General features: G+C 44.0%; 14 protein-coding genes. 11 read left to right on the forward strand and 3 right to left on the reverse strand.

Annotated features, from left to right (window positions below):
- Positions 1 to 4 precede the first annotated feature (4 nt).
- The gene (locus ABV001_RS12380) at positions 5 to 364 is read right to left on the reverse strand and encodes a diacylglycerol kinase family protein (protein ID WP_352423095.1); all 360 of its coding nucleotides are present in this window, start codon (positions 362 to 364) and stop codon (positions 5 to 7) included.
- Positions 365 to 890: 526 nt separating this feature from the next.
- Here ABV001_RS12380 and ABV001_RS12385 point away from each other — a divergent pair.
- From ABV001_RS12385 to ABV001_RS12435, 11 genes are all read left to right on the forward strand, one after another.
- Positions 891 to 2,060 (forward strand): hypothetical protein, encoded by a 1,170-nt coding sequence (locus ABV001_RS12385; RefSeq protein ID WP_352423096.1) that lies wholly within the window; start codon positions 891 to 893, stop codon positions 2,058 to 2,060.
- A 75-nt stretch (positions 2,061 to 2,135) separates the two neighbouring features.
- Complete coding sequence (uvrB, locus tag ABV001_RS12390) at positions 2,136 to 4,145, forward strand: excinuclease ABC subunit UvrB (protein ID WP_352423097.1); 2,010 nt, start codon at positions 2,136 to 2,138, stop codon at positions 4,143 to 4,145.
- A 158-nt stretch (positions 4,146 to 4,303) separates the two neighbouring features.
- The gene (locus tag ABV001_RS12395) at positions 4,304 to 5,968 is read left to right on the forward strand and encodes a formate--tetrahydrofolate ligase (protein WP_352423098.1); all 1,665 of its coding nucleotides are present in this window, start codon (positions 4,304 to 4,306) and stop codon (positions 5,966 to 5,968) included.
- 173 nt (positions 5,969 to 6,141) lie between these two features.
- Entirely contained in the window at positions 6,142 to 7,308 is a 1,167-nt protein-coding gene (locus ABV001_RS12400) for an efflux RND transporter periplasmic adaptor subunit (RefSeq protein ID WP_352423099.1), read from the forward strand.
- A gap of 53 nt (positions 7,309 to 7,361) precedes the next feature.
- Entirely contained in the window at positions 7,362 to 8,612 is a 1,251-nt protein-coding gene (locus ABV001_RS12405) for an efflux RND transporter periplasmic adaptor subunit (protein WP_352423100.1), read from the forward strand.
- 48 nt (positions 8,613 to 8,660) lie between these two features.
- Positions 8,661 to 9,665 (forward strand): HlyD family secretion protein, encoded by a 1,005-nt coding sequence (locus tag ABV001_RS12410; RefSeq protein ID WP_352423101.1) that lies wholly within the window; start codon positions 8,661 to 8,663, stop codon positions 9,663 to 9,665.
- A gap of 8 nt (positions 9,666 to 9,673) precedes the next feature.
- Complete coding sequence (locus ABV001_RS12415) at positions 9,674 to 10,912, forward strand: ABC transporter permease (protein WP_352423102.1); 1,239 nt, start codon at positions 9,674 to 9,676, stop codon at positions 10,910 to 10,912.
- Between the two features lie 11 nt (positions 10,913 to 10,923).
- Positions 10,924 to 11,628 (forward strand): ABC transporter ATP-binding protein, encoded by a 705-nt coding sequence (locus tag ABV001_RS12420; RefSeq protein WP_352423103.1) that lies wholly within the window; start codon positions 10,924 to 10,926, stop codon positions 11,626 to 11,628.
- A gap of 68 nt (positions 11,629 to 11,696) precedes the next feature.
- Positions 11,697 to 13,181 carry a TolC family protein gene (locus ABV001_RS12425; protein ID WP_352423104.1) on the forward strand — a complete coding sequence of 495 codons (1,485 nt, stop codon included), beginning with the start codon at positions 11,697 to 11,699 and terminating at the stop codon, positions 13,179 to 13,181.
- A gap of 107 nt (positions 13,182 to 13,288) precedes the next feature.
- The gene (locus ABV001_RS12430; RefSeq protein WP_352423105.1) at positions 13,289 to 13,933 is read left to right on the forward strand and encodes a hypothetical protein; all 645 of its coding nucleotides are present in this window, start codon (positions 13,289 to 13,291) and stop codon (positions 13,931 to 13,933) included.
- 2 nt (positions 13,934 to 13,935) lie between these two features.
- Complete coding sequence (locus ABV001_RS12435; RefSeq protein WP_352423106.1) at positions 13,936 to 14,643, forward strand: DUF3307 domain-containing protein; 708 nt, start codon at positions 13,936 to 13,938, stop codon at positions 14,641 to 14,643.
- A 4-nt stretch (positions 14,644 to 14,647) separates the two neighbouring features.
- Here the strand turns inward: ABV001_RS12435 and hemW are convergent, their stop codons facing one another.
- Both hemW and ABV001_RS12445 read right to left on the reverse strand, forming a co-directional pair.
- Positions 14,648 to 15,775: a radical SAM family heme chaperone HemW gene (gene hemW, locus ABV001_RS12440; RefSeq protein WP_352423107.1), complete on the reverse strand. Its 1,128-nt coding sequence runs from the start codon at positions 15,773 to 15,775 to the stop codon at positions 14,648 to 14,650.
- A gap of 30 nt (positions 15,776 to 15,805) precedes the next feature.
- Entirely contained in the window at positions 15,806 to 16,582 is a 777-nt protein-coding gene (locus ABV001_RS12445) for a glycerophosphodiester phosphodiesterase (protein WP_352423108.1), read from the reverse strand.
- Positions 16,583 to 17,039: the final 457 nt, after the last annotated feature.

Genomic DNA, 17,039 nt, shown 5'->3' on the forward strand with positions numbered 1-17,039 from the left:
ATGGTCAGAAAATTTTAGGTAAAAAGATGATGAGCCCGACCGCGACAGCAACCAAAGCCATAATCAGGACTGCGGCGGCGGAGAGGTCTTTCACTTTTTTAATAGTGGGATGAATCTCTTTCTTACAGGCGTAATCCGACAATCTCTCCAATGCGGTATTCATCGTCTCCATGGAGAATACGGCACCTATGGTAATGATGATGGCAAGCCACTCCCCGGAGGAAATTCTATATAGGAATCCCAGTGCGACTGCGATGATAGCCACAATCAGGTGGATCTGCGCATTGGGTGTCTCTTTGTACAACGTATGCATACCCCTGAATGCGTGACTGAAAGATTGAATGCGTTTCCGTATATAAGACATTTTGTTGATGTGATGATTTACTGATCCCGACGAGTCGGGACAGATAGTGTTGATTTGTTGATTCCCAAATTGAAAATTCGTATTCAAATGTACAAAATTTGGGCCTATTCGCAAAATAATTTCTTGTCAATAGGGTGAGCATCCTAAACCCGATACTTTATTTTTAAATAATAAAATATATAGATATAACTATAAGAAAAAATCATTTTTTTTGTCCGTACATCCCTTCCTCCTGTGGAAGGCATATTTTTCAATGGGTAAATATTTGATGTATTCCTTCACTTGAGAATAACTCACTCCATTGTAAATCGTACAAAAAATATTATCTTTGTGCACATCCAAGCCGCATATTTTCTTCATGTTGAATGTTTTAATGGTTAATAATCTTCAAATACGAGGAAAGTGGTGGCTTCTTTCAAATCGTCCTCCCCGAACGGAACGAAGTGGAATGAGATAAAATAACCAATTTTTATTGGTCTGTGTATATGTTTAAACTTTTATGTACATTTGATACAAATTTGAAACTATGTCTCAATTTTGCCCCCTTTGTGGAAAAACCAAACTGGAAGAGGCTCTTTTTTGTGATGATTGTGCAAAGAAGATCCATACTGAATATGAAGTAGAGGCTCCGAAGGAGATCAGCAAAGAGAATACTCCATCCAATGAAGACGCTATAGATTTACCCTCATTCCGTAAGGGAACAGTCAATCAAAAGGATACCGAATTAAAAGATCTTGCCGGCAAGGACGGTAAACCGGAATCAGTGTTAGTGGCGGAAGGCCCGGAGCCGAAAAAGATGGAGCCGAAGAAGAAAAAACGGGCAGGAGTCCCGCTCCTGTTCCTATTAGTGGCCGCTCTCCTGGTCGGTGCCTTTTTTGTATACAATGGCTCTATCCGCAGGAATAACCTGGATCGGGGTGGCTGGGATGCAGCGGTAAAGGAGAATTCCATTGAGGGATACCTTGCCTATATGGAAGCGCATCCCAAGGGAACCCATTTCGATGAGGCGCAGGCAGGTCTTTACAAGTTGAAATCGGAAGAATCCATTGCATGGGAGAGGATGAAAGAATCGGACAATGTTACAGAGTTGCGGGATTTCTTAGACCGGCATTCAAATAGCCCATACATTCCGTTAGTGAAGTCGAGGCTTGATTCGCTGGTCTGGATGGGTGCTTTGCAGATGAATACGCCGGAGTCATACTCCGATTATATCATGCTGACGGAGGACGGTGGTATCGGGGGTGATTATATTGCAGAAGCAAGGAAGAGATATGATCTGCTTTCCCGGTCGCAAACGGCGGATGCCGTCACATTGGATAGTATACGTGCTACAATAGACGTTTTTTTTATGGCCCTTTCTGCGTTGGATCATAACAGTCTGGTGCGTTACCTGGCACCTACCGTATATCGTTTTTTCAATTCGGGTGCTGCTACCCGTGAAAGAATTGCCGGTGAATTGCTTGTGACGGGTGCACAGACAGAGGATACTACCCTGAAATTTATACCGGACCTGGAGTCGGTACAATATAGCGTGACGGGTAGTCATCATTATAAAGTGAATGTGCCAATGCAAAAGTCATATCCGAAAGATGGCGTCACAAAAGAGGTATATGGCTATATTGCCCATATTGAGTTGGATCCGCTTTTTCAGATTGTCAGCATTTTTGAAACAAAGCCTTATCCCGAAGCTCCTTAGCGGTGGTGTTGGCAGGTACTATCTCGGATTGCAGGTATGAAAACTAATTGAACGCCTGTTTGTTTAAGAATATCTATGGAATTTCAACTTACGTCAGCATATCAACCTACCGGCGATCAGCCGGATGCCATCGCCGCACTGGTAGAAGGCCTGCAGCAGAAAGTCCCTTATCAGACCCTGTTGGGTGTTACCGGATCAGGGAAAACTTTTACGGTGGCCAACGTGATTGCACAGATCAATAAACCCACCTTGGTGTTGAGCCACAACAAGACACTGGCGGCACAACTTTATAGCGAGTTCAAAAGCTTCTTTCCGAATAATGCGGTGGAATATTTTGTCTCCTATTACGATTATTACCAGCCGGAGGCTTATCTTCCGACCACCGATACCTATATCGAAAAGGATCTTTCTATCAACGATGAAATTGAAAAACTGCGGCTCGCCGCAACTTCCTCACTGCTTTCGGGAAGGAATGATGTGATTGTGGTTTCTTCGGTTTCCTGTTTGTATGGTATCGGTAATCCCGAAGATTTTAACAAGACCACCATAGATATCCGCGAAGGTCAGGTGATGGAGCGTGACCGGTTGTTGCGCCTGTTGGTGAACAGCCTTTACTCACGCAACGAAACTGCCGACTTCAACCGTGGAAACTTCCGGGTGAAAGGCGATACGGTAGATGTCTTCCTGGCATACCACGATTATATTGTCCGTGTGATTTTCTGGGGGGACGAGATAGAAAGTATCGAGTCGGTGGATCCGCTCAGCGGCATCACCATCGAGCGGTTGGACTCATACCGTATCTTTCCCGCCAATCTTTTTGTTACCACCCAGGAACGTATTAACAGGGCAATTGATGAGATACAGATCGATTTGGGAAAACAGGTGGAATTTTTTCAGGAAATTGGGAAACCCTATGAGGCTAAACGGCTTTACGAAAGGGTGACCTATGACCTGGAGATGATCAAGGAGATAGGTTATTGTTCAGGGATAGAAAATTATTCCCGTTATTTCGACGGCCGCGCCGCCGGCACACGCCCTTTCTGCCTCCTTGATTTCTTTCCTGACGATTATCTCACCGTCATCGATGAGAGCCATGTCACCATTCCTCAGATACGTGCCATGTACGGTGGCGACCACTCGCGCAAGATCAATCTTGTGGAATTCGGCTTCCGGCTTCCGGCAGCGATTGATAACCGTCCGCTGAAGTTCGAAGAGTTTGAAGCCCTTACCCCTGAGATTATTTTCGTGAGTGCCACTCCCGCCGATTATGAATTGGAGAAATCGGAAGGTATTGTGGTGGACCAGTTAATTCGGCCTACAGGATTGCTTGATCCACCGATTGATGTACGCCCCAGCCTGAACCAGATCGACGACCTGATGGAAGAGATCCGCCAGCGGGTGGAAGTCGATGAGCGCATATTGGTAACGACCCTCACCAAACGGATGGCGGAAGAACTGACCGATTACCTGACAAAGAACGGTGTGCGGTGTAATTATATCCATTCCGATGTGGAGACGTTAGAACGGGTGAAGATCATGGATGAATTGCGTAATGGCTTATTCGACGTGTTGATCGGTGTGAACCTGCTGCGGGAAGGGTTGGATTTGCCGGAAGTATCGCTTGTGGCGGTACTGGATGCCGACAAGGAAGGATTCCTCCGTTCCCACCGGTCCCTTACCCAGACGGCCGGACGTGCGGCGCGTAACGTGAACGGAAAGGTGATTTTCTATGCTGACAAGATGACCGACAGTATGCAGATGACTATTGATGAAACCAATCGCAGACGAGAAAAGCAGATAAAATATAACGAAGAGCACGGTATCACACCACAGCAGATAAAGAAGGCTCGTTCATCGGCATTGAGCAGGGAATATAAAATCACAGCCGAGGTAAAAGCATATATAGAACCGGATTATTATGCATTGGCAGCAGAACCGGTACCCGAGTATGCTTCGAAAGACGACCTGAAGAAAAAGATTGAACAGACCCGCAAAGCGATGATGGCAGCGGCAAAGAAGCTGGAATTCTTAGAAGCTGCGCAGTTGCGGGATCAGTTGATCATGCTGGAGGAAAAGTTGAAATAAGGTGGAAGGGTGAGAAGGTGGAAAATAAATAGGAAAAAATTAAATGATGTGATGATGATGTAAATAATTACCAATTAGTCTTGATTCTTGGTTTTTGACTCCAAAAATATTGGCTCTAAAGTCTTTATTCTTTATTCTTTACTCTTTACTCTAAAAAAATGAACTCAGACATTCAAATTGCAAGGGAAACACCCCTGAGAAAAATCAAAGATGTGGCGGAAAGCATCGGGATCGATCGCGAAGAGGTGATCAGTTTTGGGAGGCATATGGCAAAGATACCTCTTCATCTTATCGATCAGGAAAAAGTTGACCGTAGTAACCTGATATTGGTGACAGCCATTACTGCGACTAAGGCGGGTATTGGTAAAACGACAGTGTCCATAGGATTGGCATTGGGATTGAACAAGATCGGGAAAAAAGCGATTGTCGCTTTGCGTGAACCATCGTTAGGCCCCGTTTTTGGGATGAAGGGCGGCGCCGCAGGCGGCGGATACGCGCAAGTACTTCCGATGGAGAATATCAACCTTCATTTTACAGGTGATTTTCATGCGGTAACCACAGCGCATAATACTATTTCTGCCTTGCTCGACAACTATATCTATCGTGTGCAGGGTACGGGTGAAGAGATCAAAGAGGTGCTTTGGAAACGGGTGTTGGACGTCAATGACCGCAGTCTGCGATATATTGTTACCGGACTTGGGCCGGGTAACGGTATTCCACAGGAAGGTGGTTTCGATATTACTGCCGCCTCGGAACTAATGGCTATCCTCTGCCTGGCGGAAGATGAAAATGATCTCCGTCGGAGAATTGAGAATATCCTACTTGGATACAGGATCAATGGTGAGCCGTTTACCGTGAAAGACCTGGGTGTGGCAGGCGCCATCACCGTACTGATGAAGGATGCCATCCATCCCAACCTTGTGCAGACTACGGAGAATACGGCTGCTTTTGTGCACGGTGGCCCGTTTGCCAATATCGCACATGGATGTAATTCGGTATTGGCTACCAGGATGGCAATGACATACGGTGAGTATGTGGTCACCGAAGCCGGCTTTGGTGCTGATCTGGGAGCAGAGAAATTCTTCAATATCAAGTGCCGTAAGAGTGGATTATGTCCGAAACTGACGGTTATTGTCGCTACCGCACAGGGATTGAAAATGCATGGAGGCACACCGGAAAAGGTGATCAGGGAATCAGATCTGGAGGGTTTGAGAAAAGGGTTGGAAAACCTTGGGAAACATCTTGATAACCTGGTCGGTTTTGGACAATCCATCGTGGTAGCATTCAATAAGTATGCTTTTGACACAGCTGAAGAGATCGATACCGTGCGGGCATTCTGCCATGCAAGGGGAGTGCCGTTCGCAGTCAATGAAGCGTTTACCGACGGTGGGGCCGGTGCAGTGGCACTGGCTGAAGCGGTAGTGGATGCTGTTGAAAACAGGTCTTCGGAAAAATTGAAATTTACTTATGACGACGAAGACAGTATAGAGACCAAACTCACGAAAGTGGCTACACGCATTTACGGTGCACGCGACGTGGTAATGGGCGAGAAAGCATTGAAGAAACTCAAGCTGATTGAGGGTACACCTCTTGAAAGGATGCCGGTTTGCATCGCTAAAACGCAGTATTCCTTCTCGGCCGATCCCAAATGGTATGGTGTCGCAAAAGACTTCCGGTTCAAGATCAATGATCTGGTGATTAACCGTGGCTCGGAGTTTATCGTCGCCATTGCCGGTGAGATGATGCGCATGCCCGGGCTGCCCGCCGATCCGCAGGCCAAACGGATAGATATCATCAACGGGAAAATAGAAGGGCTGAGTTGATCATCATTTTTTTCGCGATATGTTTGGGATATCATCTTTTTTTACGACATTTGCAAAAAGAGGTGTGTATACCAAAAATCATTTTATTGCACTATCGATTGGATCATATCATCTTCAAGAAAGATAAGATAATTTTTATTTTAACTTTATTTGTTTGTCTCTCTTCATGTAATTTGAAAAATAAAGAGGGCATATCTACCTATGCTGTTTCCAATACCGACTTTGAGAATTCAATCCTGATTGAAGGTATAGTTGAACCTATCCGGTTCACAACCCTTACCTGTCCGGGGAATGTGGACGGGATCGTTACCTTCCTGATCGACAATGGTACATACGTGGACGAAGGAGATGTCGTCTGCGTTATTGAGGATAATGATCAACAGAGTAATTATGATAACCTGAAAATTACATTAGAAAATGCGATTGCTGAACTGAATAAGGTCAATGCCGATTTGAAAATGCAGTATGCTTTGTTGGAAGCACAGGTGAAAAATAATGAAGCCGATACGAACATCGCCCAACTCGATTCTCTGCAACTTGAATTTGCCACGCCAACCCAACGGAGGATCAAGGAATTAGAACTGGAAAGGGCAACCATAGAAAAAGTAAAATTTGAACAGAAACTGAATGCCCTTGATATCATTAACCAGTCGGAAATAAAAAAGTTGGAAATAAATATCCAGCAGTTGACCAACCGGCTGCAATCGGCAGAAAAAATTCTTGAAGCATTGACTGTCAGGGCTCCCAAAAAAGGTTTAGCCATTGTAGCCGATTCCCGTATGACAGGTGACAAGTTAAAAGTAGGGGATAATGTCTGGAATAATATGCCAGTGGTTATTATCCCTGAAATGTCGGAGATGAAGGTGAAAATGGCGGTCAACGAAACCGATTTCAAACAGATCAACGAAAATGATTCGGTGGTCTACTCCTTTGATGCCATGCCGGGGAATAGCGCACATGGCAGGATAACCAAAAAATTACCCGTGGGACAACCCTATAAGAGAGATTCAAAAGTGAAGTTTTTTGAGGTAGAAGCCTCTATCGACAGTGTCATGGAACTTCCTGAACCGGGATTTACAGCAAATAGCCGTGTAATTACAACCTATATCGGCGATACCATCGTGGTACCCCGGATAGCCATTTATGAGGTGGATTCGATGAAAGTAGTGTATGTGCGGAATAACAAGAAATATGATATGCGCCAAATTGTAACCGGCCCATCATCAATGAAAGAATCAATAATCACCGCCGGTTTGAAAAGGGGGGAAGTTATTTCATTGATTAAGCCGCCTGCTTCATTTGTAAGAGGGAAGCAGTTGCTTTCGGACTCAATCCGATAGGGTGAAAGATGGCATTCACTGATTTTTGCAATAATAAGATAAATACTGGTAAAATGAGGAACAAGTGTATTAAGCTTTCTTTTCTCCTTTTTGGTTTGATATTCTTTGCTGCTTGCGGTCAAAAGGAAACTCAGCAGATACCTGTAGGAAAAGTGGCAAAAGGAACCCTTTTTCTTGATTTGTACGAAGAGGGAGAAATCGAAGCTGTGCAATCTCTTAATATTGTGGCGCCTCTTATTTCCTGGAGGTATGGCAATCTGAAGATTACAGAACTGGTAAAGGACGGACAGGAGGTAAAAGCCGGGGACACGCTGATTGTGTTTGATCCGTCGGAAGTCCTCAAAGGCATTGTCGAAGCAGAATCGAGTCTGGAAATAGCCAGGGCTGAATTTGATAAGATGATTGCCCAGCAGAAGTCCGACCTGGAAGAACTGAGAGCCGGATATGAGGTGGCGCGGATATCCCATGAAATATCTAAAATACGGTTCGAATCGGCAGAGTATGAGTCGGAGATAAAGAAGAAAGAAATACAACTGAATCTCGACAAGGCTGATATTGCCTTGGAAAGGGCCAAAGAGCAAATAGACAACCGGATAAAAATACAACGGGAAGAGGTAAAGCAAAAAAACCTATCCATTATGCAATTCCAGTCCAGGCTCGATGAGGCACACGAGACGTTGAGCAAATTGTCCGTGGTCACTCCTTCATCCGGAATAGCCATCATATCCCGCAACTGGAGCAGTAACAATAAGTTTCAGATTGGCGATCAATGCTGGGGCGGATTTCCCATTATCCAGCTTCCCGACCTGTCACAGTTAAAGGCGACGGTAAGGATCAACGAGGTGGATGTGGCAAAAATCAGTAAGGGACTGAAAGTCGAAATTAAACCGGATGCATTTTCGGATAGCACCTTTACCGGAACGGTCCATTCAATTGCCAATCTTGCTGTGAACAAGGATGGATCATCGAAGATAAAAATATTTCCTGTTGAAATATTACTGGGTGAATCGGATAAGCACCTGCTTCCCGGCCTCACCGTAAGTTGCAGGATCATAATAGACAAGATAGAGGATGTGCTTTATATCCCTTTGGATGCGCTGAGACCGGAGGGGGACAAGAATTTTGTCTATAAGAAAAGTGCAAGTGGTTATGATAAAGTAGAGATTGAAACCGGACAGAATAATACCGATTACATAGTGGTGGTAAACGGTCTGAAAGAAGGGGATGAAATCGCACTGGTAGATCCTTTCGCTGTGGAGGTGGAGGAGAAAAGTGGAAGAGTGGGTGATGGGGGGGCTGAGTGACTGGGGGACTGGGAGGCCAAATTTTATTTTCAATTTTCAATTAATTAAATGAATCATACAATAATATACACTCTTTCGGTGGTGTTTTCCCTTTTATTTCTTTTTTCTTCCTGCAAAAACAGGGTTGGATCGGATGATAACGAAAGGAAAATATCGGATGGAAGCACCATCATAGAAACGGGCGAACTTGCCGCGATCAATTCCATATCCTTTATCATACCAAGGTATGGACGACATTGGTATCAAATGAAGATCATCGGCCTGTTGAACCATGGGGAGATTGTGAAAAAAGGAGATTCGATCGCCCAACTGGATCCTGCCGATATCAATAAATTTATTCTTGACCAGGAAAGTAACCTGGAGACACAATTGGCCGTATTGGAAAAATTGTATGTGGAACAAGAAAACAGGGAACAGGAAAGCGAATCAAGGATCAGGAATGAACTGGCATCATTCGATTTAAAAAAGATCGAATTGGAAGCATCCCGCTTTGAATCGGAACGGTTGCGACGGATAAAACAATTGGAGTTCGAGCAGTCGGAGATCAACCTTGAGAAGGAGAAGCAGATCTACGACCTTAATAAGGTCATCAACACAAATGATTTAAAAATTCAGGAGATCAGGGTCGAGCAGATCAGGAAAGAGATAGAAAATGCAAAAGCACTGGTGCCGCAACTTACTTTACGGACACCCGTATCGGGCGTATTCCAGGTTGAATGGAACCGACAAGGCCCCACCAGAAGTTTATACAAGATAGGGGATAATATTTATGCAGGAAACAATTTGGCCAACGTTCCCGAGCTGGAGTTTATGAAAGTAAATACCCAGGTGAATGAAACCGACTTTCTGAAGATAAATGTCAATCAAAAGGTGTCAGTTCGTTTGGATGCGTTGCCCAAAGTGGTGTTCGAGGGAGAAGTAGCCTATATCGGGAAGTTATGCAGGCTAAAAGACCAGAAATCCCGGCAAAGGGTCTTTGATGTGGAAGTCCGGATATTGGAACCGGATGATAGGTTAAAGCCGGGAATGACAGTGAGTTGTGAATTTTTATAGAACAGGATATGCAATACGGTGAAAATATTCGTTTGGCGCTTCAGGGACTGGTCGATCACAAATTCCGCTCCTTCCTGACCATGTTAGGGATCATATTTGGAGTGGCATCGGTAATCACGATGTTATCGATCGGTGAAGGTGCGAAACGTGAAGCGATTGCGAAATACCAGGATTTGGGTGTCAATAATATCATCATCAGGGAAAAGTCGCTTTCCGATGAAGAGTTGGAAGAGGTGCGGGCTAAGTTTTCCCAGGGGCTTTCCATCCAGGATGCCAATGTTATCCTGGAGATCGTGCCGGGAGTGGAAAAGGTGGCCTCACAGGCGGAAAAAAATACCGAAGTGAAGTTTGATGACAAGTCGGTGAAATCTACGGTTATAGGCATTACACCCGATTTTCTCAGTTTGATGAATTATACAGTACAGCAAGGCTATTTCATCAATGAAAAACATTATAACGAACGGTTGAAGGTATGTGTGCTGGGTGCAGGTGTGGCTGCCACTTTTTTTAAAGGCGAAGATCCTGTCGGTAAGCTGGTGAAGATAGACGACCAATGGTTGGAAGTGATTGGTGTGCTGGCTTCGAAAAGTCTCTTTACGGAAACCGTGGGTGAGCTGGCGGCCAGAGACCTGAACAGGGATGTCTATGTGCCATTGTCTTTGTTCTTGAACCGCTTCACAAGAGAGAATGTCCTTTCCAGCGAAATACAGCAGATTACGGTTCAGATCAATAACTCGGATAAATTGATCGAGGCGTCCAGAATTATTGATGAGATATTAAAAAGGCATCATTTTAATAATGACGATTACAGCATTGTAATTCCTTATGAACTTCTTAAACAGGAAGAAAAAGAACGGCAGATCTATAACTTCCTTTTGGGCGCCATTGCTGCCATATCACTACTGGTAGGCGGTATAGGCATCATGAATATTATGCTGGCAACGGTCATGGAGCGTACGCGTGAAATAGGGATCCGCAGGTCGGTGGGTGCCCGTAAGATTGATATTATGGGACAGTTTGTCACCGAATCGGTGGCCATCAGTATTACCGGTGGACTGATAGGAGTGTTGATCGGCATAATGCTTTCGTTGGTGGTTACCTTGTTTACCGACATCACCACCTTTATCAAACCCTATTCGGTTTTTATCGCATTCTCTTTTTCGGTAATCGTGGGGGTTAGCTTTGGATACCTGCCGGCAAAGAATGCTGCCAATTTGAAACCGGTGGACTCTATCCGTTATGAATAAACTAAAATGATATGCTGATAGAAATAAAAGACCTGAAGAAGAGTTATTCTCTCGGAGAGAGTGAGATTCCCGTCATACACGGCATCAATCTTCATATCGAAAAAAATGAATATGTGGCGATTATGGGCCCTTCCGGTTCGGGTAAGTCGACGTTAATGAATATCCTCGGTTGTCTGGATACCGCATCGAGCGGTCACTACTATCTCAATGATATTGACGTAAGCACTTTGGATGATGATGCCCTTTCACTCACAAGGAACCGGGAGATAGGTTTTATCTTTCAGAACTTCAATCTGCTGCCCCGGTTAAATGCCATCCAGAATGTGGAATTGCCTCTGATTTACGCGGGAGTTCCGGGTAATGAGCGACGGGAGAAAGCGTTGAAGGCTTTGGAAAGGGTGGGGCTGTCCGACCGCCTGCATCATAAACCCTCTGAACTGAGCGGCGGGCAACGGCAAAGGGTGGCCATTGCCAGGGCTTTGGTGACCAATCCCGGAATATTGCTGGCGGACGAACCTACCGGGGCGCTCGACTCCAAAACGGGGGTGGAAATCATGCGTCTGTTCGAAGAGTTGCATAAAGAAGGGAATACCATTATCTTGATTACCCACGAACAGGAAATCGCTGATTATGCCCATCGGAATATCTATCTGAAAGACGGAATGATCCATTCCGACAAGCCGAATCAACACCGGCGGGAATTGATGAGCCAATGAGTCAATGTGCCAATAAGACTAATGAGATAATTGGGAATTGGTAATTAGTAATTCAAAATTTTAGAGTTATGCGAAAGTTATTTCTATTCTGTATCGGTTTATTTGTCTCTAACCTGTTATTATATAGCCAGACAGTACATACCCTTACTTTGGAGGAAAGTATCGGGATAGCTAAAAGCAAAAGTTTTAGTATGTTGAAATTAGGAGAAGACCTGAAAATTGCCGAATACAATCTGAAGTCTGCTACCAGCCGGTTAAAGACGCATATCGACATGACTATTGGGGCTCCTCAATATACTGAGACCATTGAGAGTTGGAAAGATACCACGGGAATTACTTTTTATTATCCCGTGAAGGAGTTGGGTTACTCCACCGTGCTGACTATCAACCAGCCTTTGCCGACAGATGGTAACATTTTTATACAGAATATGTTATCAAGCGGGGAGAATATAAATAGCAATTTTCGCTCTTCCCGCCTGCGCTCACGTATAGGGTTTACTCAGCCACTCCATTCCTTTTATGCCTACAATAGCATCCGGTCGACACTCAAAAGGGCGGAACTGGATTACGAACGCTCCAACAAACAATACAAAAGGGAAGAATTGAATCTGGTATACCAGGTGAGTAGCGCCTACTATAATTTATTGTCCCTTCAAAGGAGTACTGAGATCGCCCATCTCGACCTGGAGCGGCAGATGGAAGCGCATGAAATATCGCAAAACAAATACGCCGCCGGCTTGATACGTGAAGTAGATGCCTTGCAGATGGAGGTCGATTTGGCTGAAGCTCAAAACAATTACGATATTGCCGTTTTAAACGAAGTATCTGCCAAAAATTCCTTCAAGGAATTATTGGGATTGGATTTGAATGATAGTGTGACATTGGATAACGATTTGGATTATCAGATCGTGATCGTTGATCCGGAAAAGGCCATTGACATGGCTTTGAAAAACAGGCTGGAGGTAAGGGAACAGGAGATACAGATAGAATTGCAGAAGTTGAATATAAAGCAGCAGAAATCAAATGGAATGATCAAGGGGAGTATCGATGCTTATTTTGAAAAGGCCGGTATAGACCAGCGAACCGATGTCGGCCTTTTTTCTTCCATTAAAAACTCATACAATAACCTGATGGATAGAAATGCCAGTTACGGCGTCGGGTTGACCATTACCATACCTATTCTTGATTGGGGAGAAAACAGGGCCTTGGTAAGAGCCTCCGAATCACGGTTAAAACAATATAACTATCGGAAAGAAGAGGTTGAAAGGGAGATAGAAACTGAAGTGAAAAACCTTATAGCGAGCATCAACAGTAATTTAAAAAGATTGCAAGTGTTGGAGAAAAATGTGCTGGTTGCTGAAAAGAGTTTTGAGATAACACGCCAGCGCTTTTCCGATGGAGATATCGACAGCCAGGGATTGGCATTGGAAAGGAACCGTCTGAACAATGCTTATACATCCCACCTGAGGGCCTATATTAATTATCAGTTGTCGTTGGCCGATCTGATGAGGAAGACTTTTTATGATTTCCGGCATCAGATGGAAATACTGTAACCATCAATCAATCCACATCAGGATATCGTTTATTTCCACGATATTTTGGTGTATCGTTTATTTCCACGATATTTTGACATATCGTTTATTTTTATGATATTTGCATTATGATAGCTGTTATAAAAGGGGATATTATATCATCCCGGAAAGTGAATAATTCGGAAAGCTGGTTGCTTCCACTTAAAAATCAGCTGAATGAATGGGGTCAATCGCCAAAACAATGGGAATTGGTGTGGGGTGATTCTTTTCAGTTGGAAATAGATCGTCCCGAAGAGGCATTGAGAAAATCGCTTATAATTAAAGCGTTGGTGAAAAGAGTTGTTCCGGAAGATCAAAAAAGGAAATCCGGTCTCCTTGATGTGAGGATGGCTATAGGGATCGGTAATAAGACATATACGGGTGAGCGCATTTCCGAAAGCAATGGGGAGGCTTTTATTTTTGCAGGGGAGAAATTCGAAGAACTGGAAAAAGGAAAAGTGAACTTACTTATTAAAAGTCCTTGGGAAGCATTCGATGAAGAGATGAACCTTTACCTGAAGCTAGCCTCTCTTTTTATGGATAATTGGATGGTTGCTTCCGCAGAGTTAATAGGATGGGTGTTGAAATATCCCGATTACACGCAAAAAGAGATTGGAGACCGGTTAGGAATAAAGCAAAATTCGGTCAGCGGAAGATGGAGAAGAGCCCATGTAGAAGAACTATTGGCTGTGGATCAGATGTATAGGCGTAAACTGAAAAAATTACAGTCGTGATTGTGTTGGTGAAACTTATATTGGCACATTTGATCGGTGATTTCGTCCTGCAGCCGAAATCATGGGTGGAAGAGAAGGAGATGAAAAGGATCAAATCTCCCAAGCTCTATTTGCACGGCCTTATACATGGCGCGCTTGTGTGGTTGTTTCTATGGGATTTGCGTTTCTGGATGTTGGCTCTCATAATGGCTGCCGTTCATATTATAATAGATGTTGCCAAGTCATACCAACAGAATAAACGTTATAAAACGCGATGGTTTTTGATAGATCAGTTGTTGCATCTGTTAACCATATTGGCACTGTGGTATCTTTTTTTCAATCAGGAGATAGCATATACATATTTTTTTACCAATCCCGGTTTTTGGATATATCTTACCGCGGTTATATTTTTGACAGTCGTTTGTGGAATTGTGATACAAAATATACTAGGTAACTGGGAAGACAATATTGAACCGGTGAAAGAGAAATCATTGCCCAATGCCGGTAAGTATATCGGCATTCTGGAAAGATTGCTAGTGTTTATCTTTGTTGTATCGGGGCATTGGGAAGCAATAGGCTTTTTAGTGGCAGCCAAATCGGTTTTCCGTTTTGGGGATTTGAAAGACTCCAGAGACAGAAAACTTACGGAGTATATCTTGATTGGGACGCTTCTGAGTTTTGGGATAGCGATTGTTACGGGAGTGATCGTGGTAGCAATAACAACCGGATGAGATTCTAACCGACCCACATCAGGTTGCTCATGATACCGTCGGAAATAAAGATGCCATCACGGGTCAGTTTCAATGTGCCGCCTTCAGTTTTGAGCAGGTTCATGCGGAGGTATTTTTGTGCGTTTTGCAGGCAATAGCGGTAGAATTCATCGCCGAAACGGGCCGCAAGTTCAGTGAGGTCAAGCCCCCACATGGTGCGGAGACCGGTGAGCACAGCCTCATTATATTTTTCGCTGAGGCTCAGGTGTTCCGTTTCCCGGTTCAATACGCCCGATTCCACACCTTTGATATACCGGATAAGTGAAGGGACATTCAATGAACGGTTGTCGCCATCGAACGAATGGGCTGCAGGCCCTAAGCCAAGGTATTTTTCGTTCTTCCAGTATGAACTGTTATGCCGCGAAAAATAACCCTCCTTGCCAAAGGCCGAAATCTCGTAGTGGATATAGCCATGTGTGGTGAGCCGGTCGATCAGCATGGCAAACATTGCGGTGCTGACCTCTTCTTCTGCCGGTTTTATTCTGCCTGCCTGCAACAGCCGGTACATTCTTGTTTTCTCCTCGTAAATAAGATGATAAGAAGATATATGTGGAACATTGAGGCTGGTGGCTTGTGTCAGGGTATGCTGCCAGGTTTCCTCCGTCTGTTGTGGTAACCCGTACATCAGGTCGATGCTGATATTCCCGAAACCCTGTTGTTGGCATCTCTTTACCGCGTCAATGGCTTGTTGTGCAGTATGCCGTCGGCTCAGGAACTTCAACTCATCATCGTCGAAACTCTGTATGCCGATGCTGAGGCGGTTGACGGGTAACCGGGAGAGCATCTCCACATAGGTATCCGAAAGGTCGTCGGGATTTGCTTCGACGGTGATTTCCGTGGTAGGTTTGATAGAGAAATGGCGATGCAGCGTATTAAAGATTTTGTCGAAATGCTCCTTTCGAAGCCGTGAAGGGGTTCCTCCGCCAAAATAAATGGTCCTCACCGGTTCGGAGATCTCATCCTTCCTTATTCCGGCTTCGGTACAGAGTGCATCAACGAAAGCATCCATCTGCTTTTCGTTGGTCCCGGTGTAAAAATCACAGTAGGTGCACCGGGTTTTGCAGAAAGGGATGTGGATATATATGCCTGCCACTTCTTTACTCTTTCAGAGATACTGTCAGCCTCATTTTCCCTGTAGTATATCTTTTACCAACAATGGTTCATCGGTAGTGATATAATCCACTTTCAGGTCAATGATCTTTTGAATATCTTCCGGACTGTTCACCGTCCATACATTCACTTTTTGCCCCAGCGTATGTGCTTCCTTCACCCATTCCGGTTTCTGGTACAACACATTAAAATGATAGTCGAATCCGTTCATTCCCATTTTGGCAAGGACACGCGGTGACAAATCCCCATTGAGATAATAGACAGGAGCATCGGGGGCAAGTTTTCTGGCCTGTTGGACGAAATTAACGCCAAAAGAAATATATTCTACCTTATCTTGTAAGCCCCGTTCATTGACCATGTCAATCACCTTTTGGGCCAATTCGTCTTCTCTTTCTTTCTCTCTGTGCGTCTTAAACTCTATGATCAGTTTGGTATGTTTGCATTGGGCGAAAGCATCCAGATACTCTTCAGCGGTAGGTAACGGCTCTCCGTTGGCGAGTCTTACCTTTCTGAGTGTGGCGGCGGGCGTATCCTGTACAACCAACTTCTTTCCGTCCAGGGTGACGTCTGCATCGTGGTTCACCACCGGGATGCCATCCGAAGAGAGCCATATATCCACTTCCGAACCATATACACGGATGGAGTCGGCCTTCAACAGGGCAGTAATGGAATTTTGTGCCGATCCGTCGGTTTTCCAGTAACCGCGGTGGGCGATAACTTCTGTTTGTGACCAACCATAAACCGTTGTAAAAAGAATAAACAGACAACTTAGATAAATTTTTTTGTTCATATTGATAATTGCTTGTAATATTATTAAAACAAATATACATTATTAAGTCTATATTCTGCTATATTTTAGTGAGAAATTATGGATTGACGATAAAAGTACCGGGTGGATAGGGACAATAAGTTTGAATGAAACGCCGATACAAGTCATTTGTTTATTATTAACTGATAATGCTTAAAAAATGTGTAAAATAATTGTTCAAAATGGCTGTGGAAAAGAGTTGTTTCAGGGTTTTATATATTGCAACCAGATAGAAAGATGTTTCTTGATATATTTAAGTGAAATTTATTTCTAATTTAATTTGTTTAAATCAATTAAAATATTTACTTTTGTTTTGCCTAAAAACATAAATATATATCAAAAATCGGAGGATATGACGGTATATAGCATAAAAAAATCAATATCTATTCTTTTCACGCTCTTTTTGTTAACTAACGTTAATGGGGGGGGGGGGGGTTTT

The organism is Proteiniphilum sp., assembly GCF_040307845.1.
GTDB lineage: Bacteria > Bacteroidota > Bacteroidia > Bacteroidales > Dysgonomonadaceae > Proteiniphilum.

Bases quoted from the DNA above. Each gene is read 5' to 3' on its own strand.
- ABV001_RS12380 (WP_352423095.1), bottom strand. From the start codon at position 364: ATGTCTTATATACGGAAACGCATTCAATCTTTCAGTCACGCATTCAGG.
- ABV001_RS12385 (WP_352423096.1), top strand. From the start codon at position 891: ATGTCTCAATTTTGCCCCCTTTGTGGAAAAACCAAACTGGAAGAGGCT.
- uvrB (WP_352423097.1), top strand. From the start codon at position 2,136: ATGGAATTTCAACTTACGTCAGCATATCAACCTACCGGCGATCAGCCG.
- ABV001_RS12395 (WP_352423098.1), top strand. From the start codon at position 4,304: ATGAACTCAGACATTCAAATTGCAAGGGAAACACCCCTGAGAAAAATC.
- ABV001_RS12405 (WP_352423100.1), top strand. From the start codon at position 7,362: ATGAGGAACAAGTGTATTAAGCTTTCTTTTCTCCTTTTTGGTTTGATA.
- ABV001_RS12410 (WP_352423101.1), top strand. From the start codon at position 8,661: ATGAATCATACAATAATATACACTCTTTCGGTGGTGTTTTCCCTTTTA.
- ABV001_RS12415 (WP_352423102.1), top strand. From the start codon at position 9,674: ATGCAATACGGTGAAAATATTCGTTTGGCGCTTCAGGGACTGGTCGAT.
- ABV001_RS12420 (WP_352423103.1), top strand. From the start codon at position 10,924: ATGCTGATAGAAATAAAAGACCTGAAGAAGAGTTATTCTCTCGGAGAG.
- ABV001_RS12425 (WP_352423104.1), top strand. From the start codon at position 11,697: ATGCGAAAGTTATTTCTATTCTGTATCGGTTTATTTGTCTCTAACCTG.
- ABV001_RS12430 (WP_352423105.1), top strand. From the start codon at position 13,289: ATGATAGCTGTTATAAAAGGGGATATTATATCATCCCGGAAAGTGAAT.
- ABV001_RS12445 (WP_352423108.1), bottom strand. From the start codon at position 16,582: ATGAACAAAAAAATTTATCTAAGTTGTCTGTTTATTCTTTTTACAACG.